This window comes from Paludibacterium flexuosum, from assembly GCF_037076605.1.
Taxonomy (GTDB): Bacteria; Pseudomonadota; Gammaproteobacteria; order Burkholderiales; family Chromobacteriaceae; genus Paludibacterium.
In genome coordinates this window covers 3,314,324-3,340,567 of the sequence record NZ_AP029060.1, presented here as the reverse complement: position 1 = coordinate 3,340,567, position 26,244 = coordinate 3,314,324, and the positions used below count along the sequence as shown (strand labels likewise).

General features: G+C 59.8%; 21 protein-coding genes and 1 tRNA gene. 6 read left to right on the top strand and 16 right to left on the bottom strand.

Translation table 11 applies throughout. The annotated features are described in order from the left end of the window. Positions 1–13 precede the first annotated feature (13 nt). From AACH39_RS15855 to AACH39_RS15845, 3 genes are read left to right on the top strand one after another with little or no spacing between them, the layout of a single operon-like run. Positions 14–1,060, top strand: a complete 1,047-nt coding sequence (locus tag AACH39_RS15855; protein ID WP_215777681.1) for a bifunctional UDP-4-keto-pentose/UDP-xylose synthase — start codon at positions 14–16, stop codon at positions 1,058–1,060. Next, the gene (locus AACH39_RS15850; RefSeq protein ID WP_338620557.1) at positions 1,060–1,977 is read left to right on the top strand and encodes a polysaccharide deacetylase family protein; all 918 of its coding nucleotides are present in this window, start codon (positions 1,060–1,062) and stop codon (positions 1,975–1,977) included. Before AACH39_RS15855 ends, AACH39_RS15850 begins: the two co-directional genes overlap by 1 nt. Continuing rightward, positions 1,974–2,225 carry a hypothetical protein gene (locus tag AACH39_RS15845; protein WP_215777685.1) on the top strand — a complete coding sequence of 84 codons (252 nt, stop codon included), beginning with the start codon at positions 1,974–1,976 and terminating at the stop codon, positions 2,223–2,225. The genes AACH39_RS15850 and AACH39_RS15845 overlap by 4 nt, the downstream gene beginning before the upstream one ends. Positions 2,226–2,232: 7 nt before the next feature. Here the strand turns inward: AACH39_RS15845 and AACH39_RS15840 are convergent, their stop codons facing one another. The 15 genes from AACH39_RS15840 to AACH39_RS15770 all read right to left on the bottom strand — a co-directional run bounded on the left by AACH39_RS15840 (position 2,233) and on the right by AACH39_RS15770 (position 20,674). After that, the gene (locus AACH39_RS15840) at positions 2,233–3,270 is read right to left on the bottom strand and encodes an aldo/keto reductase (RefSeq protein ID WP_338620556.1); all 1,038 of its coding nucleotides are present in this window, start codon (positions 3,268–3,270) and stop codon (positions 2,233–2,235) included. A 115-nt stretch (positions 3,271–3,385) separates the two neighbouring features. Further along, on the bottom strand, positions 3,386–5,263 hold the full coding sequence (locus AACH39_RS15835) for a methyl-accepting chemotaxis protein (RefSeq protein ID WP_215777690.1): 1,878 nt from the start codon (positions 5,261–5,263) through the stop codon (positions 3,386–3,388). A 340-nt stretch (positions 5,264–5,603) separates the two neighbouring features. After that, on the bottom strand, positions 5,604–6,347 hold the full coding sequence (locus tag AACH39_RS15830; RefSeq protein ID WP_338620555.1) for a transporter substrate-binding domain-containing protein: 744 nt from the start codon (positions 6,345–6,347) through the stop codon (positions 5,604–5,606). A gap of 175 nt (positions 6,348–6,522) precedes the next feature. After that, positions 6,523–7,917: an amino acid permease gene (locus tag AACH39_RS15825; RefSeq protein WP_338620554.1), complete on the bottom strand. Its 1,395-nt coding sequence runs from the start codon at positions 7,915–7,917 to the stop codon at positions 6,523–6,525. 341 nt (positions 7,918–8,258) lie between these two features. Further along, the gene (locus AACH39_RS15820) at positions 8,259–8,870 is read right to left on the bottom strand and encodes a porin family protein (protein WP_215777698.1); all 612 of its coding nucleotides are present in this window, start codon (positions 8,868–8,870) and stop codon (positions 8,259–8,261) included. Positions 8,871–9,110: 240 nt separating this feature from the next. Then, positions 9,111–9,893 (bottom strand): transporter substrate-binding domain-containing protein, encoded by a 783-nt coding sequence (locus AACH39_RS15815; RefSeq protein ID WP_338620553.1) that lies wholly within the window; start codon positions 9,891–9,893, stop codon positions 9,111–9,113. Positions 9,894–9,988: 95 nt separating this feature from the next. Continuing rightward, the gene (locus AACH39_RS15810; RefSeq protein WP_338620552.1) at positions 9,989–11,266 is read right to left on the bottom strand and encodes a polymer-forming cytoskeletal protein; all 1,278 of its coding nucleotides are present in this window, start codon (positions 11,264–11,266) and stop codon (positions 9,989–9,991) included. Beyond that, positions 11,263–11,796, bottom strand: a complete 534-nt coding sequence (locus AACH39_RS15805; protein ID WP_338620551.1) for a polymer-forming cytoskeletal protein — start codon at positions 11,794–11,796, stop codon at positions 11,263–11,265. The genes AACH39_RS15810 and AACH39_RS15805 overlap by 4 nt, the downstream gene beginning before the upstream one ends. Positions 11,797–12,050: 254 nt before the next feature. Continuing rightward, positions 12,051–13,241, bottom strand: coding sequence for a porin (locus AACH39_RS15800; protein WP_338620550.1), 1,191 nt, complete (start codon positions 13,239–13,241; stop codon positions 12,051–12,053). Positions 13,242–13,784: 543 nt separating this feature from the next. Then, positions 13,785–14,195, bottom strand: a complete 411-nt coding sequence (locus tag AACH39_RS15795) for an NUDIX domain-containing protein (RefSeq protein WP_215777710.1) — start codon at positions 14,193–14,195, stop codon at positions 13,785–13,787. 69 nt (positions 14,196–14,264) lie between these two features. Next, positions 14,265–14,753 (bottom strand): GNAT family N-acetyltransferase, encoded by a 489-nt coding sequence (locus tag AACH39_RS15790; RefSeq protein ID WP_338620549.1) that lies wholly within the window; start codon positions 14,751–14,753, stop codon positions 14,265–14,267. A 6-nt stretch (positions 14,754–14,759) separates the two neighbouring features. Then, entirely contained in the window at positions 14,760–15,857 is a 1,098-nt protein-coding gene (gene ddlA / locus AACH39_RS15785; RefSeq protein ID WP_215777715.1) for a D-alanine--D-alanine ligase, read from the bottom strand. A 9-nt stretch (positions 15,858–15,866) separates the two neighbouring features. Beyond that, positions 15,867–17,171, bottom strand: coding sequence for a UDP-N-acetylglucosamine 1-carboxyvinyltransferase (locus tag AACH39_RS15780; RefSeq protein WP_215777717.1), 1,305 nt, complete (start codon positions 17,169–17,171; stop codon positions 15,867–15,869). Positions 17,172–17,376: 205 nt separating this feature from the next. Continuing rightward, positions 17,377–19,398: an acyltransferase family protein gene (locus tag AACH39_RS15775; RefSeq protein WP_338620548.1), complete on the bottom strand. Its 2,022-nt coding sequence runs from the start codon at positions 19,396–19,398 to the stop codon at positions 17,377–17,379. A gap of 250 nt (positions 19,399–19,648) precedes the next feature. After that, a complete protein-coding gene (locus AACH39_RS15770; protein WP_338620547.1) occupies positions 19,649–20,674 on the bottom strand; it encodes a sensor domain-containing diguanylate cyclase in 1,026 nt (341 codons plus the stop codon). A 184-nt stretch (positions 20,675–20,858) separates the two neighbouring features. Here AACH39_RS15770 and AACH39_RS15765 point away from each other — a divergent pair. Together AACH39_RS15765 and AACH39_RS15760 are read left to right on the top strand one after the other, a co-directional pair. After that, positions 20,859–20,932, top strand: a tRNA-Gly gene (locus AACH39_RS15765). Positions 20,933–20,984: 52 nt separating this feature from the next. Beyond that, a complete protein-coding gene (locus AACH39_RS15760) occupies positions 20,985–23,135 on the top strand; it encodes an AsmA family protein (protein WP_215777727.1) in 2,151 nt (716 codons plus the stop codon). A 31-nt stretch (positions 23,136–23,166) separates the two neighbouring features. Here AACH39_RS15760 and AACH39_RS15755 read toward each other — a convergent pair whose 3' ends face one another. Then, positions 23,167–25,137: a cation:proton antiporter gene (locus AACH39_RS15755; RefSeq protein WP_215777730.1), complete on the bottom strand. Its 1,971-nt coding sequence runs from the start codon at positions 25,135–25,137 to the stop codon at positions 23,167–23,169. A gap of 115 nt (positions 25,138–25,252) precedes the next feature. On the opposite strand from AACH39_RS15755, the gene AACH39_RS15750 reads away from it, so the two are divergent. Next, entirely contained in the window at positions 25,253–26,233 is a 981-nt protein-coding gene (locus AACH39_RS15750) for a KpsF/GutQ family sugar-phosphate isomerase (protein WP_215777732.1), read from the top strand. Positions 26,234–26,244: the final 11 nt, after the last annotated feature.

Genomic DNA, 26,244 nt, shown 5'->3' with positions numbered 1-26,244 from the left:
GGTAGCTGACAACATGAAAAAAGTCCTCATCCTCGGTGTCAACGGCTTTATCGGCCATCACCTGACCAAGCGCATCATCGAAACCACCGACTGGGAAGTGTATGGCATGGACATGCATGCCGACCGCGTCCTCGAGTGGAAGGATCATCCGCGCTTCCACTTCTTCGAAGGTGACATCACCATCAACCGCGAGTGGATCGAATACCACGTCAAGAAATGCGACGTGGTGCTGCCGCTGGTGGCCATCGCCACCCCGGCCACCTATGTTCAGGCGCCGCTGCGCGTGTTCGAACTGGACTTCGAGGCCAACCTGCCGATCATCAAGTGGTGCGCCAAGTACAAGAAGCGCGTGGTGTTCCCGTCGACCTCGGAAGTCTACGGCAAGAGCACCGATGCCGAGTTCGATCCGGAAAATTCCGATCTGGTCTACGGCCCGATCAACAAGCCGCGCTGGATCTATGCCTGCTCCAAGCAGCTGATGGACCGTGTCATCGCCGCCTACGGCCAGCAGGAAGGTCTGGATTACACCCTGTTCCGTCCGTTCAACTGGATCGGCGCCGGTCTGGACAGCATCCACACCCCGAAGGAAGGCTCCAGCCGCGTGATCACCCAGTTCCTCGGCCACATCGTGCGCGGCGAACCGATCAAGCTGGTGGACGGCGGGGCGCAGAAGCGTGCCTTCACCTATATCGACGACGGCATCAGCGCGCTGATGAAGATCATCGAGAACAAGGACGGCAAGGCTTCGGGCCAGATCTACAACATCGGCAACCCGAAGAACAACTTCTCGATCCGCGAACTGGCCCACATGATGCTGACGCTGGCCGCCGCCTATCCGGAATACCGCGAGCATGCCGCCAAGGTGCAGCTGCTGGAAACCACTTCCGGCGAGTACTACGGCAAGGGCTATCAGGACGTGCAGAACCGCGTGCCGAAGATCGCCAACACCATGGCCGATCTGGGCTGGGCACCGACGGTTACCATGGATGACGCGCTGAAGGGCATCTTCGACTTCTACCGCGATCAAGCCGCCTCCGCGCGCGACCTGGCCGACCAGTAATGACCAAGCTGGCACTCAAGGTGGATGTCGACACCTGGCGCGGCACCCGTGACGGTGTGCCACGCCTGGTGGAACTCTTTGCCCGCCACCAGGCGGGCGCCACCTTTTTGTTCAGCCTCGGCCCGGACCATACCGGCCGCGCCATCCGGCGAGTCTTCCGCCGCGGCTTCCTGCAGAAGGTGTCGCGCACCTCGGTGGTCGAGCACTATGGTATCCGCACCTTGCTGTATGGCACCCTGCTGCCCGGCCCGGACATCGGCCGCCGCGAAGCGGTGCTGATGCGGGGCGTGCGAGATGCCGGCTTTGAGGTCGGCATCCACACCTGGGACCATATCCGCTGGCAGGACTTTGTGGCCGGCAAGGACGCCGCCTGGACCGAGCGCGAGATGAACAAGGCCGCACAGCGCTTTGAACAGATCTTCGGTCAGCCTCCGCGCACCCATGGCGCGGCGGGCTGGCAAATGAACACGGCCGCCTACGCCCATGAAGCCACGCTGCAGCTCGACTACGCCTCCGACGGTCGCGGACACTGTCCGTTCCAGCCGGTCGATGCCGAAGGCCGCGTGCTGGGTGTGCCGCAGCTGCCAACGACCCTGCCGACCCTGGATGAACTGATCGGCCTGGATGGCCTGACCGCCGACAACGTGCATCAGGTGATTCTGGACCAGACCAGCACACCTCCGCAGACAGGGCATGTCTACACCCTGCACGCCGAGCTGGAAGGCCTGCGACTGCTCGACACCCTGGACCGGCTGCTGAGTGGCTGGAAACAACAGGGCTATCAGCTGGTTTCCTGCGCTGAATTGTTTGCCGGACTGGATGTCGGCCAACTGCCCCGCTGTCAGGTCGAGATGGGCGAGATTCCCGGACGCAGCGGTACCCTGGCGCTGCAAGGCCCGGCGGTGGTGTCTTCATGATGCCCCTGCTCGGCGCCCGCGTTGACCGCTCGCTGCGCATTCTGGTCAACACCCGGCTGGATGGCTATCCGGCCTATTTCCATGTCGAACCGCAAGCGCTGTTTGCCTGGCTGCAGCAGCCGGACGGTACACCGGAGGCTGCCCTGGCCCTGCTCCAGGAATCCTGGCCGACGCTCAGCCTGCGGCTGGAGAAACTGGTGCAACGCCACGGCAACGACTTTGTCGTCACCGCGGCCATGCTTGCCTGACGGTTTTTCAATCGTGCCCTGGCGGGGTGCTGCGGTACTGCCCCTGCCGCTCGATCATCCAGGCCGGATATTCTTCCGGCAGACGACTCACCTGATCCAGCAAAGCCAGCTCGTCATCCTGCAGGCGCACGCGACTGGCGGCGATATTGTCCTGCAGCTGCTCGGTGGTGCGCGCACCGATAATCACTGAACTGACCGTCTGCTGCGCCAGTAGCCAGGCCAGCGCAATCTGCGCCACAGAGACCCCGCGCGCCTCGGCCATCGGTCGCATGGCATCGATACAGTCAAACGCCCGACCCTTGTCGACCAGCGGAAAGTCAAAGCTTGCCCGCCGACTGCCTGCCGGCCCGCTGCCATCGCGCTGGAACTTGCCGCTCAGCAAGCCACCGGCCAGCGGACTCCAGACCATCAGCCCCATGCCCTGGTCACGCAGCAGCGGCAGCAACTCCCGCTCCAGATCACGCCCGGCCAGCGTGTAATACGCCTGCAGACTGACAAAGCGCGCCCAGTCGTGCCTTGCCGACACCCCGAGCGCTTTCATGATCTGCCATGCCGCCATATTGCAGACCCCGATGTAGCGCACCTTGCCGCTGCGCACCATGTCATCAAGCGCCGACAGGGACTCCTCGAAGGGCGTCAGCGGATCAAAACCATGCAGCTGGTACAGGTCGATATGATCCACTTGCAGGCGCTTCAGGCTGGCGTCCAGCTGATTCATCAGGTGGTAGCGCGACTGCCCGCGGTCATTGGGCGTCTTGTCGTTCATGATACCGGTCGCCTTGGTGGCAATGACCAGCTGGTCACGCGGCAGGCCGAGATCTTTCAGCGCCTGGCCAACGCGGGTCTCCGACTGACCCAGGGCATAGACATTGGCGGTATCGATGAAATTGATCCCGTGATCGAAGGCATAGCGCAGCTGTGCGTTGACGGCCTGCTGCTCCAGCCCGCCCATCACCTTCCAGAAGCCTTCACTGCCATAGGTCATGGTCCCCAGGCACAACTCCGACACATACAGACCGGTCTGGCCCAACAAACGATACTTCATGCTCTGCACTCCCTCGCATTGGCGACAATCCGCACATCATAGTCCTTCATCATGCAGCGTGGATAAAGAAAAACCCGGCCGCAGCCGGGTTGCTCGAGATCCGCTTCCCTGCGAACTAGACTCTGAAGCGCGAGAACATTTCGCGCATGCGCGAGGCCCCCTGACTCAGGGTCGACAGGGTCTGGTGCACCTGACCCAGCGAGTGATCATTCTCGATAATGCGACCATTGATGCGCTCGGTACTCTGGGCAATCACCGTGGTAGCTTTGTGCTGCTCACTGGTGGACAGGGCGATCTCGTTCATTTTGGCTTCGACCTGGCGCATGGACTGCTGAATCGAGGCAATGCGTTCGGCCGCACTCTGCGTCAGCCCGACCCCGCCATCGACCGACTGCACGGTCAGTTGCATATTGCTGACTGCCTGACCGGTCTCGCTGCGAATCAGCTCGACCATGCCGGCAATTTCCTGCGTCGCACCACCGGTACGCTCAGCCAGCTTGCGAACCTCATCGGCCACCACCGCGAAACCGCGCCCCATCTCACCGGCACGCGCCGCCTCAATGGCCGCATTCAGCGCCAGCAAATTGGTCTGGTCGGCAATATCTTTGATCACCTCGGTAATACCGGAAATTTGCTGGGAACGCTGATCCAGCGAGGACAGCATTTCCGACAGGCCCTTGACCACGGTCACCGTGCCACCCATCTCTTGCGACAGCTTGTCCATGTCACCGGCGCTTTCACTCGATACCACACCGGTCTGCGCCACCAGCCCATCCGCCTCATTGGCGGCCTCGGAGATATGCGAAATGCTGACGGTAATCTGCTCCAGCGTCGCGGCATTGGCGCTGGAGACATCAGAAATTTCACGCGAGTCACTGACCACCTTCTCAATCGACTGGCCTGCACCCTGCACGCCTTCGATCAGGCGGTCTGCCTCCAGCTTCACGCCCTGGAACATATTTTGCAGCTGCCCGATGAAGACATTGAAGGCACTGGCGGTTTCGGCAATTTCATCCTGGCCGGGAACATCGATGCGGCGGGTCAGATCGCCCTCACCCTGCGAGATTTCCTGCATGGCCTGCTTGAGTCGCTGCAGCCCCTTGAGCATGCCGGCCAGCACCAGGCTGGCAATCGGCACCAGAATGATCAGCGCCGCCAGAACCGTCAGCGCAATGGTGATCACGACCTTGGTCATCGGGTCGGTCACCACCGAAGTGTCCATGGCCACGCCAAGCAGCCAGTCCGTCCCGGCCACCGGAATGATCTGCACATACATCGACTGGCCATCCATGGCCACCTGCAGGGTCTCGCCGCTGCCCGACGCACTGGCCAGCCGGTCTGCCGTCAGCTCCGGGGCGATATTGCTCAGGGGCTTGAGGGTCAGCTGGGCATTCGGGTGGGCCAGCACCTTGCCGTCCTTGCCGACCAGGAAAGCAAAGCCGTTACCACGCAACTTGACCGACAACACGGTCTTGACCAGATCGTCGATGAACACATCACCACCGGCCACGGCCTTGAGACTGCCGCCACTCATGACCGGTGCCGCAAAGGTCACCGTCAGGCGACCGGTAGTGAAGTCGGCATAAGGAGGCGTCACGCCGGGCTTGCCGCTGCCGGCCACCATTTTGAACCACGGCCGGGCCGTCGGATCGTAGCCCGGTTTGGCGGCATGGCCATCCGAATAGACAATGTGTTTGTCAGAAAAACCGATATACGATTTATTAAAGGCGCCGGCCTCGCTGATTTTGCCCAGGGCCGGTACCGGATCGGCCATCTCGGCCAGACCACCGGCGGCCACGACATTGGTCAGCTTGCCGTCGTACCAGTCTTTTACGAAGGTGGCATAACCATGTGCCGTTCCCGACAACTCATGATCCACCCCCTCGAGCATGCCGCTTCGCATCTGGCTGTACACCAGCACGGCAATCACCAGGCTGATGAAGGCCATCAGCATGGCAACAAACACAATGAGTTTGACACGTAGTGAACGCATGATTGGCTTTTCCTGTTTCGTTCATCATCCAACGACTCCCCCACCGGCAAGAGTCATCCATTTGGCATTTTTTATTACACTCACATGGAACAATGAGCATTTTTTGCGCAAAGATACCTTGTCGGAACACAGATTGCAGCGGAATTTTTTCTGAGTGTGGTGCGACACCAACCCAAGTAAAAATACTGATTGCACCCGGACGGCATTTGTGATTATCGGTTTAATTTAAACCTGCAAATATAAAGCATTTGCTTTTATGTTGAGAGATCCACGGGGGCAGGCAAAGGCCATGACAGACCGGTGGGTCCGGCGCAAAGGGGCGTCTGGACAAAAAAGGACATCAGGGAACGGGACTGAACATCCCGGTCAGGCGACGCAACGTGCCGTCCTTGCGCATGGATTGCAGGGCCAGGTCGAGCGCGGCCAGTGTTTCCGGTGTCGTGGCCGGGTGACAGGCCAGATACTGGTCGGACTGACCGATGACCAGCAAGGGGCGAATGCCATGAAAGGCATCCTGAGCAATCAGGGTTTGGGCGCGACCGGCAGCCGCCAGCCACAGGTCAATATGCCCCGCCATCAGCTTGCGGGCATTGAGCGCCTCATCACTCACCAGGTCCAGGCGGGTAAAGCCCTTGGCGCGCAGAAAATCGGATTTGGCATCGCGCAGGGTACCGCCGATGCGGTAAGGGCGGGCATCATCCAGCGAGCCAATGCGGCCTTTGAAGCCCGGCCCCGCATACAGCACCCATTGATTGACCGCGATCGGCCCCACCCAACGGAATAAAGGCTCACGCTCGGCGGAACGCACCGTGGAGTAAAGACAGGTATTGGCAGATTGCAAAGCCAGGGCATAGGCACGAGGCCAGGGCAGTACGCTGAACTGACCGCTCAGATGAGCCCGTCGCAACATCTCGGCGATGACGTCGCTGGACAGACCGGCAATATGACCATTGTCTTCGTAGTTCAAGGGAGGCTGATTTTCCGTCACCAGCTGCAGCACAGAATCAGCCCTGCCGGACAGACAGGCCAGCGCCAGACAAATGGCCACCATACCAGGCCCCAGGCGGCTTGCTGATCGTCTCATCACCTACGTTCCCGTCGACTCGATGAATGTTTGTGTTCGTACCCTACCACAAATTCATGCCAATATCATTTTTTACTGCCAAGCTGTTCTCTGTCTGCGGGGATGCCGCCAGGCATGGAGAATGAAATGCAAAAACCCGCCGCAGCGGGTTTCCGGAAGGACCTGCCTGAATCGGTCAGGCGGATTCGGCCGACATGGCAGCACGCTGCTTGTGCCCCAGACCAAACACCTTGTAGCAGACCGAGACGGCAGCCAGCAGCAAGGTACCGACAATCAGCGAGACCCGGGTATCCGGATTGATCAGCATGCCGATCAGCACACAGATCAGGAAAGCGATGGTCAGGTAGTTGGCCAGCGGGAACAGCACCGACTTGAAGGGATGATCCTTCATCGCCTCCGCATGAGCACGGCGGAAGCGGGCCTGGCACACCAGCACCACGAACCAGGGCACCATGCCCGGCAACACGCTGGCACTGTAGACATACACAAACACGCGCTCAGGATTCGGAATGATGTAGTTCAGTGCGGAGCCCAGCAACAGGAAGGCGATGGTGACCCAGATGGCATTGACCGGCACACCACCACGGGACACGCGCGACAGGAAGGCCGGCAACTGGCGGTTCTGCGACAAGGTGAACAGCATGCGGCCACAGCTGTAGATACCGCTGTTACAGCCGGACAGTGCCGCCGTCAGCACCACGAAGTTGATGATGCCGGCCGCCGTGCTGATACCAATCTTGGAGAAGGTCTGCACAAAGGGACTGCCGGTGGTGCCGATCAGGTTCCACGGGTAGATGGTGACAATGACGAAAATGGCGCCGATGTAGAAGATCAGGATACGCCATACGATATTGTTCACCGCACGCTTCAGCGTCACCTGCGGATTCTTGGCCTCACCCGCAGTAATCCCGACCAGTTCGACCCCCTGATAGGCTGCCACGACCAGACAGAGGGCAAACAGGAAACCTTGCCAGCCGCCGGCAAAGAAGCCGCCATGTACGCTCAGGTTGGCAAAACCGGTGGCCGGCATGCTGCCGCTGCCGACAAAAATCAGCTTCAGGCCCACCAGGATCATGACCACGATGGTGGAGATCTTGATCAGGCCGAACCAGAACTCGAACTCACCATACAGACGCACGGCCAGCAGGTTGGAAGCCGCCAGGATACCGACAAAGGCCAGGGCGGGGATCCATTGCGGCAGCCCGGGGAACCAGTACTGCATGTAGACCCCGGCTGCGGTGATTTCAGAAATGCCGACCGCCACCCACATCAGCCAGTAACCCCAGGCGGTGAGGTAGCCGAAATAAGGATGAAGATACTTGTGGGCGTAAACGGCAAACGAGCCGGTGACCGGTTCGGTATAGAGCATCTCGCCCATGATGCGCATGATAAAGAAGATGAACAGGCCGGCAATGGCATAGGCCAGCAACACAGAGGGGCCTGCCCAATGCAGGGTACTGGCCGAGCCCATGAACAGGCCGACCCCGATGGTGCCCCCCAGGGCAATCAGTTCGATATGTCGCGACTCCAGGCCGCGATGCAGCTTTTTCTCTTCCGGGCTGTCATTCATGATGTGTTTTTTCCCAGTTTGGTGATCAAAATGTCCACAGACTTTGTAAGTCCGTGCCAAACATGTGTCAAGAAAATTGCCGGTATGTGACACCAGGGACAAAAAAACATGCCGCATCAAAGACAATGACATCAAGATAAATCCAACAACCATCGGTTTTGACGGATTTTTTATTCATTGGTCATGGGGTAATGCGGGTTGCCAAATTGCAACGGATGAAATCTCTGTTCAAGCAAAGATTTAACGTGAAAAGCAAAGAAGAGCAATCTTCAGAACGGGTAAATGCCCTACAAAAAACAAAACGGGGAGCGCAATGCCCCCCGCCTGAACCGCCATCAATATCAGAAGCGGTAATTCACGCCCAGCGTCACGGCAGACGTCATCGGACGACCGGTGGACATGCCATCGTGCTGAGTACTGTATTCCGTCTTGAGCCACTCAAGACTGGTCTCTACATGAGCCATCGGCTGATAGGCCACACCGACGCCATACCCCCAGCCATGGAAGTGCTTGGTGACGGAGCCGACGAAGCTGTCATTAACTTCGATATTGGCATATTGATAAGCCACCTTGCCGTAAGCCATCAGCTTGGGCGTCACCAGATAGCCCGGCGCCACCGACAGCGACCAGCGATCCTTCATCTTGCCGGACACCGTTTCGGTGCCACCGAGGTAGCTCGAGCTGCCGAGCGAAGGCTGATCCAGATTGATGCTCATGCCGGTATTGACGACCACCTTCGGTGCCACGGCAAAACCGTAACCGACGTTCAGATCCGAAGTGGTCCGGGTCGTCGACATGGACGGAATATTCAGCGAACCACCGAAATCCACCGTGCTGCGCACGCTGCTGACACTCAGACCAACCGTGGGGCCGACAAACGGCTCTGCGGCATAGGCACCGGCAGAAACCAGCACCGAAGCCAGGACGGCCAGCCGGATCGTTTTCATTTGCATTTTTTTCTCCAAAGCAGGGTCCGGCACGTGCAGACATGCATCGAACCCACTGAACAAAGGGCCGATGATTATAAATCAAACAAGAAAGATAACAAATAATTACATACAATGCATTTTTGTTATTGCCTGCAGTCCGCGCACAAGCCTGCCGTCCGGCATGACCCAACAGGGGGTGAAGGCAGGACGGGCAGCTTGTCCCGCAGGGGGGCTGGCAACAGCGCAAGACGGAAAGGCCTGTCGTCAGTGGCAGGGTGCGGCATGCAACCCGTAGCGCTTGGCGATACGCTCGGTGTCGCCACTGACACACAGTTGAGACAGCGTGGCATTGAAGCGTCTGATCTCGTTCTCCGACCAGCGGCGCGACAGGCCAAAACAGTACTGGATGGGCTGGATGGCGGCTTTGAGCACCAGCCCGGAATAAGCATTCTGGCGGATCAGCCAGGCAGCGACATCATCATTAATGAACACCAGGCCATCCCGGCCATAACGCCGCCTGGCCAATTTACTCATGGCGGTCAGGTTATCCAGCTCCTCGAGCTTCTGGGCCGGCACACCCCGCAACAACTGATCCAGCGCATACTCCGTGGCAGAAGGCCCATACGCTGCGATCTGCAGCCCCGCCAGACTGGCCGGGCCAGCATAGCGCCAGGGACTCTCCTCGCGGCCATACAGGCTGTAACGGCCTTGCAGCACCGGCAAGGACACATGCATGGCAGCCCGCCGGGCCGGAATATCCATCACCACATAGATACCATCGGCCAGATGCTGATCCATCATTCGCAAGGCACGTCGCCAGGGCATCACGGTCGTCTGGCATCGCCAGCCCATACGCACACAGACCTGCTGCAGAATGGCCTCCATCGGTCCTTCAAGCTGACCGTCATGCCATTGGCTATAGGGGGGAAACTCTTCGGTCACAAAGCGCTGTACGACCGGCACGGCCGCCAGGGCAGGCAACGAGAACAGGAAGGAGAGGCACAAGGCCCAATGAAATACACTGCAAGAGTGCAGCCAAGACCGCATGCCAAGACCCCGGGACAAATCGGCTGATAACCGCATCAGCCCATGACGATGGCAAATAATACCATACCATCGTCATGATTCACGACGCATACCGGCTAGGCAGGCAGATGGGCCAGACTGGCCATCAACTGACGCGAATCGGCATGAAGAGTCGCCGGATCCACCGTGGAGATCAGGCGGCTCAGCTGATGACGATACTGCTCCCATTGACCGACCTGACTACCCTGCAGACCACGATATGCGGCACGGCCACCATCGCCATGCGCATACTTGCGCATCAGATTACGCGTCAGCTGCAAGGTTGCCGTCACGGAGCGGATACGCTCCACGACCGGCAATCGGTCCTCGCCCTTCACTCCGGCACTCTCCAGCACCAGAGCATTGAGCATGCTCCCCTGTAAAGCGGCCAGCTGCTGCAACAATTCACCTTCCCCCACATCCCCCGGCAGCGCCTCGTTGGCCTTGGGCGGCAGGACTACACCAGGCAAAGATTTGGCAGCCGCCAGAGGAGTCGCCATCTGGGGAGCCGATGCCACGCTCCTGGTGGGTGCCACCGGGGTATTGACGGGCAATGGCGTTACCGCCTGGGGTGCCCGCAAGGCCTCTTTGGGTGCAGGGATCGCGCCCACAGGCGTGTGCGGCGGCGTCTTGCCCTTCTGCGCAGCAGACGCCGGAACTGGCGCAGGTACCGTCACCGGCAGCTTGTCAGACGCGTGCAACGGAACCGGCCGCGCAGGCTTTGCGGGTGTGGCAGCGACCCTGATGCTGTCTGGTGCCGAGGCCGTCCGAATCGACTTTTCCGGGGACGACGCAGCCATATGAACCATTGCCGCAGCCACCACATCGGAGGTACTGGCTGGCGCGTTTGGCCGGATAGCCGGCATCGCTCCAGGGCGCAGCAGAGATAGGCCCCCCATCAGTGCACAGACCACGCCCAAACCAATCACTCCCGGCTTGCTGACACGAGACCAGTCGATAGCCGCTGGCGGCGTCCCGACAGAGGCGGGCACCGTAGGGGCCGAAGGGCCCGAAGCGGACTCCATCAAGGGCCAAACCGGCACCTGGTCAACGGGCGGTGAAGCGGGCATGACGGTCTGTCCGACAAAGCGGGCGCCCTCGTCCATGGCTAGCCACAGACATTCGAGCAAACCCGTCATGCTGGCACTAGCTTGCAACCAGACACTTTGCGCCCGGCAGTTCCCGGCCAGCTCGCCGGCCAGAAACAGACTCGCCGCCCGCACCTCGCCTTCGACCCTGGCTCCCGCCTCGATCCAGACCAGTGCGTCTTCGGCAATCACATCGCCCTGCACCAGGCCGGCGATGCGAATGGGCGCCGTCGCCAGAGGAATGGACACGGCGAGGTGCTGACTCATTGCCCTTGCGTGTCGGCAGCCACCTTGCGGTAGGCCTGCCGGCCACGCCCTTGCTCTTTGCTGGCAAACAACTGCTCGATATCCTCCACCTGCTCGGACTTGCCGCTGAACTGACCGCCCTTGCGGATCGAAAAGCGCTGCGAACGCGCGGTGCCCTGCAGGCGGCCATGTTCAAGGATTTCCAGCGCCGCGGCACTGCAAACACCTTCGACTTCGCCATCAATCACAATGCTTTGCGCCATGATGTCGCCTTCGATCCGGCCAGAACGCATGATGCGCACATGGCCGCCTGGTACTTGTACATTCCCGACCACGGTGCCATGAATTTGCAGGCTGCCCTGTGCCACGACATTTCCCTCAATTCGGGCATCCGAAGCCAGAACCGATGCCGTACGCGCAGCGACTTCCTGCGGCTCAGCGAGCGGCAGCACGGCCGGTTCGTTCGCCTCGACAGCCTCCATGACCGGGGTGTCATTGACCGGCGCAATCTTGTCTTCACGACGGCTCAGGGTGCCCATCACTTCTTTCATAAAACTCAATGCCTGCATATCAAATCCCATCAAATATCAACAAGTTAATCAATGACAACGCGGTATCCACTCGTTGTTTTATCCATTTGTTGAATTCTAAGAGGATCGTGTATGAGGAATTAATCGGACGTTTCCTAAAGAACGCTAGATATAGGAGATTTGGCTGACAGGCTAAGAAGGCGGGAAAGTGAAATGAAAAAAGCCACCGTTTGCACGGTGGCTATCAAATCGAAAGTCAGAGCGCGTGGCTCAAATCAGAACTTGTGCGTAACTTGCAGGTAAACGGTGCTGCCGCTCGAAGTCTGGAACTTGGTGGAGTCACCAGCCTGAGCACGCATCGCTTCGCTATATTGTGCGTTCTCGTTCTGCAGACCATAGCCCAGTTCGAAGCTGGTTCGCTTGCTGGCTTGATACACTTCCGAAATACCGAACTGACGAACACCGGTATTCAGCTCCTGACCATCAACCTTCCAGTTCTTCATCTGGGAGATCACGGCCTGGGTCTTCCAGGCACCGACGGTGTAGGAAGCGTAAACAGCCAGGTGACGCGCGGTCAGGTGGGAGTTCACGTTGGAGATGCCGTGGTTGGTGAAGAAGGTGTTGTAGTTCTTGTTAGTACCACTATCCACCCAAGCACCGCTTGCCGCCGTGGTATCACCGTACATGGAATCCAGGCTGTAGGACACGGCAAAGCTCAGGGCATCGCCATTGAAACCCGCTTCCAGACGCGAGGTGGAGCTGTTGCTGATCGCGCTCTTCGGGCTGGTCATGATCCACTGCAGACCATTGACGAACCATTTGTTGTCCGGCGTGGTATAGCCGATACGATAACCCCAGTAGTCCTGAGCCTTGGTGTTGGCAGTCGCATTTTCACCGGCGGCGTATTGCACGCTGGCGCTGATGCCAGCCCAGGTCGGCGAATCCCAACGGATGGTATTCTTGGCACGGCCGTCGCCAGCAAAGAACTTGGTGCCGCCATCCGGCGAAGCACCGTAGAACGGAGCAGGCAGCAAGCCGTTATCATAGGTCGGTACGGTCGCATAGCCGCGGTCACCGCGGGCGCCACCCAGATTATCGGCCGCTTCGTTGTCGCCCAGAATGTCATTCACATAGCCGATGCGCAGTACACCGAAGGAATCGTGGCTCAGGCCGATATAGGTCTGGCGGTTGGCCCACAGACCCGAACCACTGCCACCGGTCGGCACGCCGTCGGTGTTGAAACCGTTTTCAACCTTGAACAGCGCCTTCAGGCCATTGCCCAGATCTTCTTCACCAGTGAAACGGATCTTGGAACCGTAGTCATCGACACCAGTCTGGCGAACACCCTTCTCAGTGGTCTTGGTCGAGCCAATACCAACGGCCAGGTTGCCGGAGATGGTGACATCTGCGTGAGCCAACACAGGCAGAGCGGCTGCCACTGCAATAACGAGAGAGAGTTTTTTCATTTTTTCGTTTTTCCACATTGATATTCAGGGCGCAGCACGGATCACGCACTGCGCTGACCGAGTCTGCATGCCAGGTCGGTGATGGCCGCCTGTTCATGTCAGGTGGGTATGATTCTGTAATCGAGCGATATTAGAGTCAATTAACATTGTTGAAGTCGCATCAAACCACCCCTGTCGCTCGACGCCCAATCGGCGTAAAACCGCTGTCACAAAAGTCATTTGAAATTCATGCAGCGCTAAACATTTGGAAACAAAAGAGATTTTTATCGAACATTTTTTTGTTGCATTACAACATTGCGACAATATTTGTTGTAAAAAAGCCATACAACGGACGAAATACAAATTTCTTCATTCTTTAATGAGACACCTTTGGGTGGCTTGTGTTCTCTTTCTGCAACAGTTCTTGAGCATCACGCCAGCGTATTGACATTGTCATCCACACATAGTCAATGCTGTAAAGTTATACAAATTCACGTCCGAGAAAAATGACAACAGCCTAACTGTCCGACAAAAAAACAGCGGCCACACTTGCCGCCGAACAGATCAGAGGGCTGCCGGATCGGCGGATGGCATGGCCAGCCAGGCATGAAGCTGTGGATGTAACTGGCCAGGGTCGCAGCGCCGGATCGCCGTCAAGGTCAACGGCAACAACTCGGCCACCTCCGGCCCTGGTCGCACAAGGGCCGCACCTTCGGCAATGAACAAAGCGCAGTATTCCTCATCCAGCAGCAGGACAGGTCCGGGCCTCAGAGGCAAATCCTTCACACCCAGTTCTTCCTGCAACTCTCTTCGCGCGGCCTGCAACAAGGATTCTCCGGGCTCCACACCACCGCCCGCGGCAAAATCCAGGCAGCCAGGATAATCGGCATCATCGAAGGCACGCCGTTGCCAGAGGTACTGCTCACCTTGCTGCCACAGGATCAACACACTGGTGGCTTGATGGGGCATGGTCATGATGGCTCCTGGCAAGAAAGGCCGGCCATGTTAGCAATCGTGTCACTCTCCATGCAAATGGAATTAACACTACACTAAAAGATGAGAATCACCTGAGGCAGGGTGACGGCGAATCAGCCGCACCAAAGAGAGAGGAGGCTCACCGACACACCAGCGGCGAACCTCGACAAAACCGAAATCTTGATACAGGGACAGCGCGGGCTGATTGGCGAGCGCCGTCTGGACGTGCAATGTCTGCCGCGGGCAATCCGCCAGCAGGGACTGCATCAGAGCCCGTGCGACCCCCTGGCGGTGGCAGCCTGGGTCAACCACCAGAGAAGCGATGCACCAGCCCCCGTCAGGATCAGGCTCAATCGCCAGGGCCCCCAGCAAGCGTGCCCCCTGCCAGGCCCCGCGATACTGCCAGGCAGTCGCTTGCAGTACCTCGAGCCCGACCTGCAGCGGTGGAAAGTCCTGTCGCCCGAGCAAGGCCGCCTCATGGAGATAAGCGGCGCGATGCACCGCCAGCAAGGTTGTGGCAACGGCCTTGCTGGACAGATCGAGCGCCTCGATGAGCATCGGCAATCAGAGAATGGTGCTGGCCAGGGCCGTGTCCTGATGGTGACGTTCCAGCGCCAGGTCAATCAGGGTACTGATCAGATCCCGATAGCTCAGACCACTGGCTTCCCACAGCTTGGGGTACATGCTGATGTTGGTGAACCCCGGCAAGGTATTGAGTTCGTTGATGATCACCTCGCCCGATGGCGTCAGGAACACGTCCACCCGGGCCATGCCACGGCAATCCAGCGCCTGGAAAGCCTGCACCGCGATGTCGCGGATGCGCTGATGGAGATCGTCCGGCAGGTCCGCCGGGGCCACCACACGGGCACCGCTGTCACTGATGTACTTGGTGTCGTAAGAGTAGAACTCGTCGCTCAGTACAATCTCGCCACAAACACTGGCCCGCGGCTGATCATTCCCCAGCACCGCACACTCGATCTCTCGACCGACAATGGTCTGCTCGATCAACACCTTGTGATCAAAGCGCAGGGCCTGATCGATGGCCTGGTCGAACTCGCTGGCGTCATGCACCTTGCTGACCCCGACCGAGGACCCCTGATTGGCCGGCTTGACGAACAGAGGCAGGCCAAGTTTGGCCTCGACATCGGCAAAACGCAGCGAGGCACGATTGGCACGCGTCACGCAGACAAAAGGCGCCACCGGCAAGCCGGCATCGCGCAACAGACGCTTGGCGACATCCTTGTCCATGCAGACTGCCGAGCCCAGCACACCACAGCCGACAAAAGGCAGATTGGCCATGCGCAGCAACCCCTGCAAGGAGCCATCCTCCCCCAGGGTGCCATGGACGATCGGAAACACCACGTCAATTTGTGCCAGCGGGTGGGCCGAAGCGGCGTGACGCAGTTGCTGACTGGCGGCGCCGGGCAGCAGCGACACCGACTGCCCAGAAGGTTTGAAGGCAATGCGGGCCGGATCATCTGCATGCAGCAGATAATCGTTGGCCGGACTGACATGCCAGTTACCTTGTTTGTCGATGCCGATCAGCAGCACGTCAAAGCGCGCCGGATCCATGGCATTGGCAATATTCCTGGCCGACTGCAGAGACACCTCATGCTCGGCAGACTGACCGCCGAAGATCAGCCCTACTCTCAGTTTGCTCATACCCCGTCCTCAATGACCGTTTTCGACCCACTCGATACGCGCACCGAGTGAAACCAGGTTTTCGACAAACCGCGGGTGAGCACGACGGATCGGCGTGGCATTGAAGATCTTGGACTTGCCATCGATGCTGGCGGCCAGCATCAGCAGTGCAATGGCGACCCGGATGATGTAGGGGCTTTCGACTTCGGCGGCCACCAGATGCTTGCCACCAAAGGTCACCACGCGGTGCGGATCGGAAATGAAGGCATGGGCACCGAACTTGCTCAGCTCCGAGGTCCAGCCGAGCGCCCCGTCGTAGACTTTGTTCCAGAACATCATATTGCCTTCGGCGCGGACACCCAGGGCAATGAAGATCGGCAGCAGATCCACGGCCAGATAGGGCCACGGCGCCGCCTCGACTTTTTGCAGCATGTTGCGGGTAAAGGGTTCCCGCACCCGCAGGCCGTCATCGACGAAGGCCTGCGACCAGCCGTCCTGATGCACCACGCGCACGCCGAATTTGGCAAAAGTACGATCAATCAGCGGGAAGAACTCCGGCGCGCCGTTTTTGACCTGAATGTCACCACCGGTGATGGCGCCAAGCGCCAGGAAGGTCACCACTTCGTGGAAGTCTTCGACAAAGCTGAAGTCGACACCATGCAGGGACTGCACGCCACGGATGGTCAGGCGCGAGGTGCCGATACCGTCGATCTCGGCGCCCATCTGCTGCATGAAGCGGCAGAACTCCTGCACGTGCGGTTCGCAGGCTGCATTGGTCAGGGTCGAGGTGCCATCGGCCATGGCAGCGCCCATCACGAAGTTTTCGGTCGTGGTCACCGAGGCATAGTCCAGCCAGCAATCCTGCGCATGCAGGGGTTGCGGCGCCTTGACCAGCAGCATTTCCGCCCCGCGCAGCACCTCGGCACCAAAGCCCTGGAAAATCTCCACATGCGGGTCGATTTCACGCACCCCCAGGGTGCAGCCTTGCACATCGTTCTCGATGCGGGCACAACCGAAGCGCGCCAGCAGGGGAGGAACCAGCATGATGGAAGAGCGCATTTCTTCCGGCAGCCGGTTATGGGCAATGTCGAAATGTGTGTCGTGGTGGTGAATGGTCAACAGGCCCTGATCCAGCTCGCCTTCGACATGGCTGCCCAGCTCGCGGAACACCGACAGGATCTTGCGCACGTCGGTAATGTCCGGCACGCCTCGCAAGGTCACCGGTTCGCGGGTGAGCAATGTGGCGCACAGAATCGGCAGCACGGCGTTTTTGTTGGCGGAAGGGGTAATACGGCCTTTAAGGGGTAGGCCGCCATGGACCACGAGATCAGACATGCCGGTTGTCCTGGAAATGAAGTGAGATTAGCAACTCGCAATATTAAATGATTTGCGGGCGGCTGTGGCGTCACTTGCAGTCATCTGGGCGACACCGGAATAGGTCAGTGTCTCCAGAATGAGGCGAAGGCAGCAGAGGGTGGCTGGCACCAGACCTGCCACCCTCGTCATGCGCTGACTGACGCGCGGTCCGCCGGCCGGCAAGTTACGGTGCGGGGTAAGCCGCGGCGCCCCCCCACTGCTGCCCACCCTGGAGCCAGGACAGGAAGGGCGGCGCCAGCAGGCGACTTCCCGCCCAGTTCAAGTGATCGGAATCCCGGTAGAGCAAAGTCCCGCTGTCGGTCACCTTGCATTGGCTTCGGCCACAGAACACATTGATCGGGTCGAACACTCGGACTTGCGGATTGTTGGCGACCAGTTTTTTCACCATCAAACGTGCCTGCCCCTGACGAGCCAGAACCGTCGTACGCGCCAGCTCGCAACGCGGCGTCAGCTTAAACAAAGGCCGCTGGACGCAATCGTGGGTCAGGAAGGGCAACTCCGGCACATCCATCATGATGACGACAGACTTGTTGGCCTTGGTCAGGGCACGGATGGTGTTTTCCAGGCCGTGATAAAACAGCTCGGCCTTGCTGGCACCCGGCATATCGGGGCTACTCATCTGCACCGAGCTGGCCCAGTGGTCAATTTTGCGCTGGCCGGCGAAATCGGTATCCAGAATATAGTCAGCGAAGAAGGCCAGCACGACCGTGTGAATCGAGGCGTTCTCTTCGACATATTGCATGACACGGTCCCGCCGGGCGGCGCAATGGCGCACGCCATTCGGCTCGTGGATCGTCAGACCAAGGGTGGGCGGACAACTCGGGTTGGCCAGCAACAGCCAGGCATGCTGCTGATCCATACTGGCGAATCCTGGAAACACGCTGCGCGCATGGCTGTCACCGATGACAACCCGATCCGGAGTCTGGTTGCCTGCCGAACGGCGGCAATATTCGGGCGCATTGGCCCCCTGGCCGATGACGTCGGGGCACTGCGGAAAACGGCTGATACCATCATCCATCACCGACAGCGGCAACTTGATGCGGAAAGGTAGCCCATGGCGTCGCTCAGCATCGTGTCCCAGCCAGGCCACCAGGGCCATCAGCAGGCACAGCACAATAATTTTTCCCCGGCCGGGGATGCCGAAACGGATCGGTCGCTCGATCCAGCGCCAGCTGATCCAGGCCAGCAGGATGCTCAGCGCGACGGCAAGACAGCGCCCCCACCAAGGCAGATCCTGCGCCAGCACGATGCGCGAGAAAGACAGAATCGGCCAATGCCAGAGATACAGCGGGTAACTGATCAACCCGATCCAGACGGCAAGCGGATGGGACAGCAGCCGCCGGTTGAGCACGGCATCCGGTCCGGCATAAATCAGCAAGAAGGCACCCAGTACAGGCAGCGTGGCCCACCAGCCGGGAAAAGCAATCCGGCTTTCATCCAGCAAAAACACAGACCCGAGCAGAAGCACGCCACCGATGACGGACAAGCCATGATACCCGGCTGGCGGCTGGCCAGCCTCCGCCGAGGTTCGACTTTTTACCAGCCAGGCCAGCATGGCGCCCGCCAGCAACTCCCAAAAGCGGCTCAACGGCGAATAGAAACTACCGGCAGGATCAATCGCCATCAGGTGCAGACTGGACACGAACGAGGCGGCCATCAGCAACACAATCACCACCGGCGTCGCACGGCGCAGGCGGTAGGCGGCAAACAGAATCAAGGGCCAGGCGAAATAAAACTGCTCCTCCACCCCCAGCGACCATAAATGTAGCAGGGGTTTGGTGTGGGCCACCGTATCGAAATAACCCGTGTCCTGCCAAAGCAGCAGGTTGGCGTAAAAACCCGCGCCACCGAGCATTTCACGCCCCAGCGTCTGGAACTCGTCGGGCAACAGGGCAAACCAGCCGAAAAAATAGCAACAGAGCATCACGACCGACAAAACGGGGAAAATCCGCTTGATTCGGTGGGCATAAAAGGTGGAGAAGCGAAAAGACCCGGCATCCATCCCCTTGTACATGATGCCGGAGATCAAATACCCCGAGATGACAAAGAAAATATCTACCCCGACAAAGCCCCCCGGCAAGAGGCCGGGAAAAGCATGAAAACAGACCACGGAAAGCACGGCCAGCGCGCGCAGGCCGTCAATATCAGGACGATAATTTTGAATTTTTACGAGATTCTGCGCCACGAGAGATCCAGATCGGTCACGAACCAGCAGGGACCACCTGCTCAAAGCAGTTCGTCGCCACAAGGCTTCTATTCATCTAAAGAGGAATGCAAGTATACCCACCCCTTCTGACAGCGTCACCCAGAGGTATGCCAACGAAGAAACAGGGACGGCGATAAATGCCGGTCAACAGCGCACCACACAGGCAGCGCATGCCTTGCCACGATGAACAGGGTGCGAGCGCGGATCCCCCACAGGCCCTAACGACCCTTTATGCCTGATTTTCCATGGAAGACACCACATCGTGCCGTGCCCGGGACGGACCCGGCTGATAGTGGACAATCATGTGGCGACCTGCGGATTTGGCGCTGTACATGGCACTGTCGGCATGCAGCACCAGCTCCTCGGCCGTGGCGCCGTGGTCGGGAAACAGGCTGACGCCGATACTGGTACCGAGGCGAACCGACAGCTCGCCGACCTGCAGGGTCGGGCCGATGCTTTGCAGGATGCGGGCAGCAATCTGCCGGACCTTGTCGATAATGCCGGCGCCCTTGAGCAATACAATGAATTCATCCCCCCCCAGACGCGCCACGACATCCTCATCGCGCAGGATCTGCCGCAGCTCGCCGGCCACGGCGATCAGCACCTGATCACCAATGACGTGGCCGTACTGGTCGTTGATGTGCTTGAAGTAATCCAGATCCAGAAACAGCACGGCCAGCTGGCGCTCGTGCCCGGCCAGCTCGCTGATGGCTTGCTCGAGCTGGCGGAAGAAATGCATGCGATTGGGCAGGCCGGTCAACGGATCAAACCAGGCCAGTCGGGCCAGTTCCTGTTCGGCCAGCTTGCGCTGGGTGATATCGACATGCGTCCCCAGGATACGCAGCGCCCTGCCCCTGGCATCGCGCTCGATGACACGCCCCTGATCCCACAGCCAGGTGACAGTCCCGTCCGGGCCGACGGTGCGGTACTGACTTTCATAGCGCGGCGTCTTGCCCGCCAGATGGGCATGGTAGTTCGCCAGCACATGACCGGCATCTTCCGGATGCAATTTGGCACAGAAGGCATCGAAATTCGGCGCCATATCGCCATCCCGGAAGTTCTGCAGATTGAAAACCTTCAACTCCCCGGTCGGCGGCACGCCCTGCCACAGACACAGACCAGTCCCGTCCAATGCCGCGTCCAGCTTTTCATTCAGATCGCGAATGGTCGCCTGCGCCGAGGCCAGGTTGGCTTCCAACTGTGCAATGCGGGCGCGCAGTCGATCTGCTTCACCCTCCTCCATACTCACGCTCATACCCCTCTCGGCAATGGTATTCGCCGACGACATTGTCGTGGCTGATCTATTTTGCATACTAACCATATCACCAGGCGCAAGCAATCAAGCCTTTGACTTAGAAATGGAAACATTTTGCAACCGCACAATGCCTTGCCAAAAGCGGCAAAACCGGCTAAATTCGTCCCCTCTTACGCGAAAGCACGCGGGTGTAGCTCAATGGTAGAGCAGAAGCTTCCCAAGCTTACGACGAGGGTTCGATTCCCTTCACCCGCTCCAACAGACCCATGCTAACCCGCACCGTTAGTCCAACGCCCGTCCTCCCCCTGCCATGAACTGGAACTCCGGCCGCCTCTGGTTACGCATCACCGTTTACTCTGCCCTGACGTTGCTGCTGCTGGGCATCGTGACGCAAAGTCTGATCTTCTGGCAGTTCGATGAAGCCGCCGTGCGACGCTCGCTGGGGGAGTCGCTGCGCGACACCGGGCGCCAGGTGCTGGTCGAAGGCACCATCACCCCGCGGGTTTTCCCGTTCCCGGGCATTGACGTCAACGATATTTCGATCACCGAACCGAACAGTACCGCCCGGTTTGCCAAGGTGGTCCGCATGGAAGCCAGACTGGCCTGGTGGCCACTGCTGTTTGGCCGGCGTGAAGTCCGCTCGCTGCGTCTTTACGCACCGAATATCGCCATCACGCGCCAGAAAGACGGGCTGCTGTCGATCAGTGATTTGTTCATGCGACGCCCGCAACAGGGCTTCAATATCAATCTGAATACCCTGGTCATCCATGACGGCGAACTGAATTATCAGGATGATGTCAACGACAGCCATCAGCGGCTGACCGGCATCACCCTGGAAGCCGACGGCCTGAAGAGCAGCGCCATGCTGAGTGCCGGAGCGGTGCTGGACAATGGCTCACGACCGCTGCGCATGACGCTGAGCACCCCGCTGACCATCGTGGACAACCGCCTGGATTTCAGCCAGATCGAATCGCAGATCGAAAACGAGACACCGACGCTGGGCAAGACACAGCTGCAGACCCGGGGCTCGCTGCATCTTGACATCAACAAGCTCAAGGCGTCCGGCAATGACCTGGTGTTCGAATTCACCACCGAACGTCCGCAAAGCAGCGCCACGCTCAATGTCCCCACGCTGGAGGCCGGCCCGGAATACATCCTGATTCCGCAAAGCCACCTGTCGAGCAGCATGCAGTACGAACGCAGCCACTATCAGCTGGAAGCCAATCTGGCCAACCTGAACATCAGCCGCAACGCCATGAACGCCAGCCGCCTCAACGGCGAGTTCAACTGGCAGGTGGGCAACAACCGGGTGAAGCTGACGCTGGATGCACCCTTCACCCTGGCCAGGCTGAATGACCTGCAACTGTCACCACTCAGCCTGAGCGCTCAGGCCATCACCCCCCTGCTACCCCGTGGCCAGCTGATCGCCAATATGCAGGGCTCGCTGAGCGGCACACTGCATGACGAACGCTTTGACCTGCATGGCAAGGGCAAGATCGATGGTTCGGATATCGCGCTGGATGTAACGCAATATGGTCTGGTCCACCCGCGCCATGAAGCGGCACTGAGCATCGGGGCACTCGACCTGAACCGCTATCTGCCGGAAACCAAGGGAGAGGCGGTCGCCATTTTCCAGAACAAGAACCCGATCCCGCTGGACTGGATGGATTTCTTTGACCTGAATGGCAAGATCAGCGCCGGTGAACTGTCAGTCGGACGCTTCCGCATGAAGGATGTCGCTGCCGCGGTACGCATCCTGCCGCAGGAAATGGAACTGACTCAGATTTCCGCCAATATCTATGCCGGCAGACTGCAGGGTGACGCACGACTCAAGCGCGGCCCGGTCAATCGCTACGAAGTGCGCCAGACCTTGCGCGGCATGAACATCCGCCCCTTGCTGGTGGATCTGTTCAGCTTTGGCCAGCTGGACGGCAAGGGGAATGGCCAGGTCGCGCTGTCGGCACAGGGCGACTCGTTTGTCGACTTGCGCAATAACCTGAGCGGTGACGTGCAGATGAGCCTGAACCAGGGGGCGCTGACCGGGATCGACCTGGTCGCCGCCCTGAAGAACCTGCCTGCCGAACTCAAGGAAATGAACACCCCGGCGCGCGCCAACCAGAAGACCACCTTCTCGACACTTCAGGCCAGCTTCCACATGGATCAGGGCATCGGGCGCAATCAGGATCTCAAGCTTGCCTCGCAGCTGGTCAACGTCAATGGCGGCGGCAAGCTCGACCTGCGCCACAGCATCATCGACTACAACATGAACGTGCAGGCCAATCCGAAAGAGTTTTCCAGCCTGAAGGGCGTGAATATCCCGCTGAAGATTACCGGGCCGCTGAATGCCCCGGTGTATGCGCTGAACTTCAATGCCCTGGTCAAGGGAAAGAAAACCGAGACCGAAAAACAGCAGGCGCTGAAGCAGGAACTGAAAAAACAGATCACCACCATCCTGCCATGAGCGGCGGGCGGCCGATGGCCGCCCCTGCCGTTCAGGCGCCGCTCAGGATGCGCTTCTCCGCCCGGGCCAGCTGCTCGGCATTGCCCAGCAACACCAGCACGTCCCCCATCCCCAGCTGCAGATTCTCGTCCAGATCAAAGAAGCGCCGGTTCTGACTGCGCATCGACTTGATGGACACACCGAGTTCAGCCAGCTGCAGCGCATGCAGGGGCTGGCCGATGGCCGCCGCCCCCTCGCACAGCACCACACTCTGCAAGCGCGGGATTCGGGCCTCATCCTCCAGCGAATCGATATCGTCCATGCCGTGGAAGAAACCACGGAACAAACCATAACGCTCTTCCCGCACCCGACGGATGCGCCTCAGCACACGCTGCAACGGGACACCGACCTCCATGAGCGCCTGCGAGGCCAGCATCAGGCTGCCCTCCAGGATCTCCGGCACCACCTCGTCCGCGCCGGCCGCACGCAGCCGATCGATATCACCGTCATCCACCGTGCGCACAATGACCGACAAATCCGGCCGCAATTGCTGCACGCGATTCAGGATGCGGCAAGCCACCTCGGTATCGGAAAAGGAAATCACCATCACCTTGGCACGCTGAATACCTGCCGCCAGCAGCACCTCCGTCTTGCAGGCATCACCAAACACCACCGGGTCCCCCGCCTCGGCCGCCTCCTGTACCCGGGTCGGATCCATGTCGAGAGCAAAAAACGGGATATCCTCGGTTTCCAGCAACCGGGCCAGCGCCTGACCGCTGCGTCCGTAGCCGCAGATCAGCACGTGATCACTCTTGGACATGCTCTCCACCAGCACGTGGTGCAGGTCGAAGGCCTGCAGGGTCCAGTCTTGCCGGACCAGCCGTTTGGCAATGGCCTCGCCATGCATCAGGATGAAGGGCGCCACCAGCATGGAAATCAACACGGCAGCGACCGCCGCCTGCATGACCGGCGTCGTGATCAGATCCAGGCGCGAGGCCAGCGTCAGCAGGACAAAGCCGAACTCCCCGCCCTGCGCCAGCGCCAGCGCACCGCGCATCGAGGCCATGGACTGGTGGCCGAAGGCGCGCGCCACGCCATAGACCACGCCCAGCTTGACCGGCAACAGAATCAGCACCATCAACAGCACCAGCTCGAACTGGTCCACCAGCACAGGCAGGGACAGACGCATGCCGACCGTAATGAAGAAGAAGCCCAGCAGCAGATCACGGAATGGCCGGATATCCTCTTCAACCTGATAGCGATACTCGGTCTCGGAGATCAGCATGCCGGCGACAAAGGCCCCCAGAGCCAGCGAGAGCCCGGACAACTCGGTCAGCCAGGCAATGCCCAGCGTCACCAGCAGGACATTCAGCATGAACAGCTCGCCGGAGCGCTGGCGTGCGACCAGATGAAACCAGGGACGGATCAGGCGCTGGCCCAGCACCAGCAACACGGTCAGCACCACCAGCACCTTGAGAGCCGCCATGCCCAGCGACTGCCACAGCAGCGCCTGGCTGCCGCTCAGGGCGGGCAGCAGGATCAACAGCGGCACCACGGCAATGTCCTGGAACAACAACACGCCAATGGCCAGCTGGCCATGCGGTTGCCCCAGCTCGCGCTGCTCGGTCAGCAGGCGACTGACGATCGCGGTAGAGGACATGGCCAGCGCACCTCCCAGCGCAAAGGCAGCACCGGCATGACCAATGAACAGATAACAAACCACCCCGCCCAGCAGCATGGTCAGCGTGACCTGCAGCAGGCCGACGCCAAACACCAGCTGTTGCATGGCCTTGAGCTTGGCCAGCGAGAACTCCAGGCCAATGGTAAACATCAGGAAGACAATGCCGATCTCACCCAGCAGGGCGGTCGACTCCCCTTCGGGCACCAGGCCCGCCACCGCCGGGCCGGCCAGAAAGCCGATCAGCAGGTAGGCCAGCAGGGAAGGAACGCGCAACCGGCGGCACAAGGTAATGACCAGTACAGCCAGCAGCAATACCACGACGACAACAGCAAGTGAATGCATGGTCAGTTATGTTCTCCGCAACTTTTATCGATATCACATGACAGAGTCAAAGGTTTAAGCAAAAGTTGCACCAGCCGCGACCCCTGGGCTTATAACCTTGATATAATTCACGCTTATGGATACCCAAATTTACACGAACCGCTTGCAAAGCGCCCGAGAAGTCTTGCGAACCGAGGCCGAGGCGCTGGAAGCGCTGGCCCTGCGTCTGAATGGCGACTTTTCGCGCGCCGTGGATCTGATCCTCGCCTGCAAGGGACGCCTGGTCGTGACCGGCATGGGAAAATCCGGTCATGTCGCGCGCAAGATCGCCGCCACCATGGCCAGTACCGGCACCCCTGCCTTCTTCCTGCACCCGGCCGAAGCCGTGCATGGCGATCTGGGCATGATCATGCGCGAAGACGTCCTGCTGGCACTGTCCAACTCCGGTGAGAGTGATGAAGTCCTGGCCATGTGGCCGGCGCTCAAGCGCAAGGGCATTCACACCATCTGCATGACCGGGCGCGAGGGATCGACCATGGCCAAGCTGGCCAATGTCCACCTAGATGCCCATGTCGACAAGGAAGCCTGCCCGCTGGGACTGGCCCCCACCTCCAGCACCACGGCGCAGCTGGCCCTGGGCGATGCCCTGGCCGTCACCCTGATGCAGGAGCGGCAGTTCCGCGAAGAAGACTTTGCCATGTCGCATCCGGCGGGCAGCCTCGGCCGCCGCCTGCTGGTGCGTGTTGCCGATGTCATGCACACCGGTGAGGCATTGCCCTGCGTCAAGGTGGGCGCATCCCTGAAAGATGCCTTGCTGGAAATGTCGAAGAAAGGTCTGGGCATGACGGCGGTGGCCGATGCCGCCGGCTCGCTGGTCGGGGTTTACACCGACGGCGACCTGCGTCGCACGCTGGACAAGACCCTGGACCTGACCGGCATCCGCATCGAAGACGTCATGACCCGATCGCCCCGCACCATTGCGGCACACTGCCTGGCCACCGAGGCCGTCGAGCAGATGGAAGCCAGCAAGGTGCTCTGTCTGCTGGTGACCAATGCCGAACAGCAGCTGGTCGGGGCCCTCAACATGCACGACCTGTTCAAGGCCGGCGTGGTCTGATCCCGCCAGCC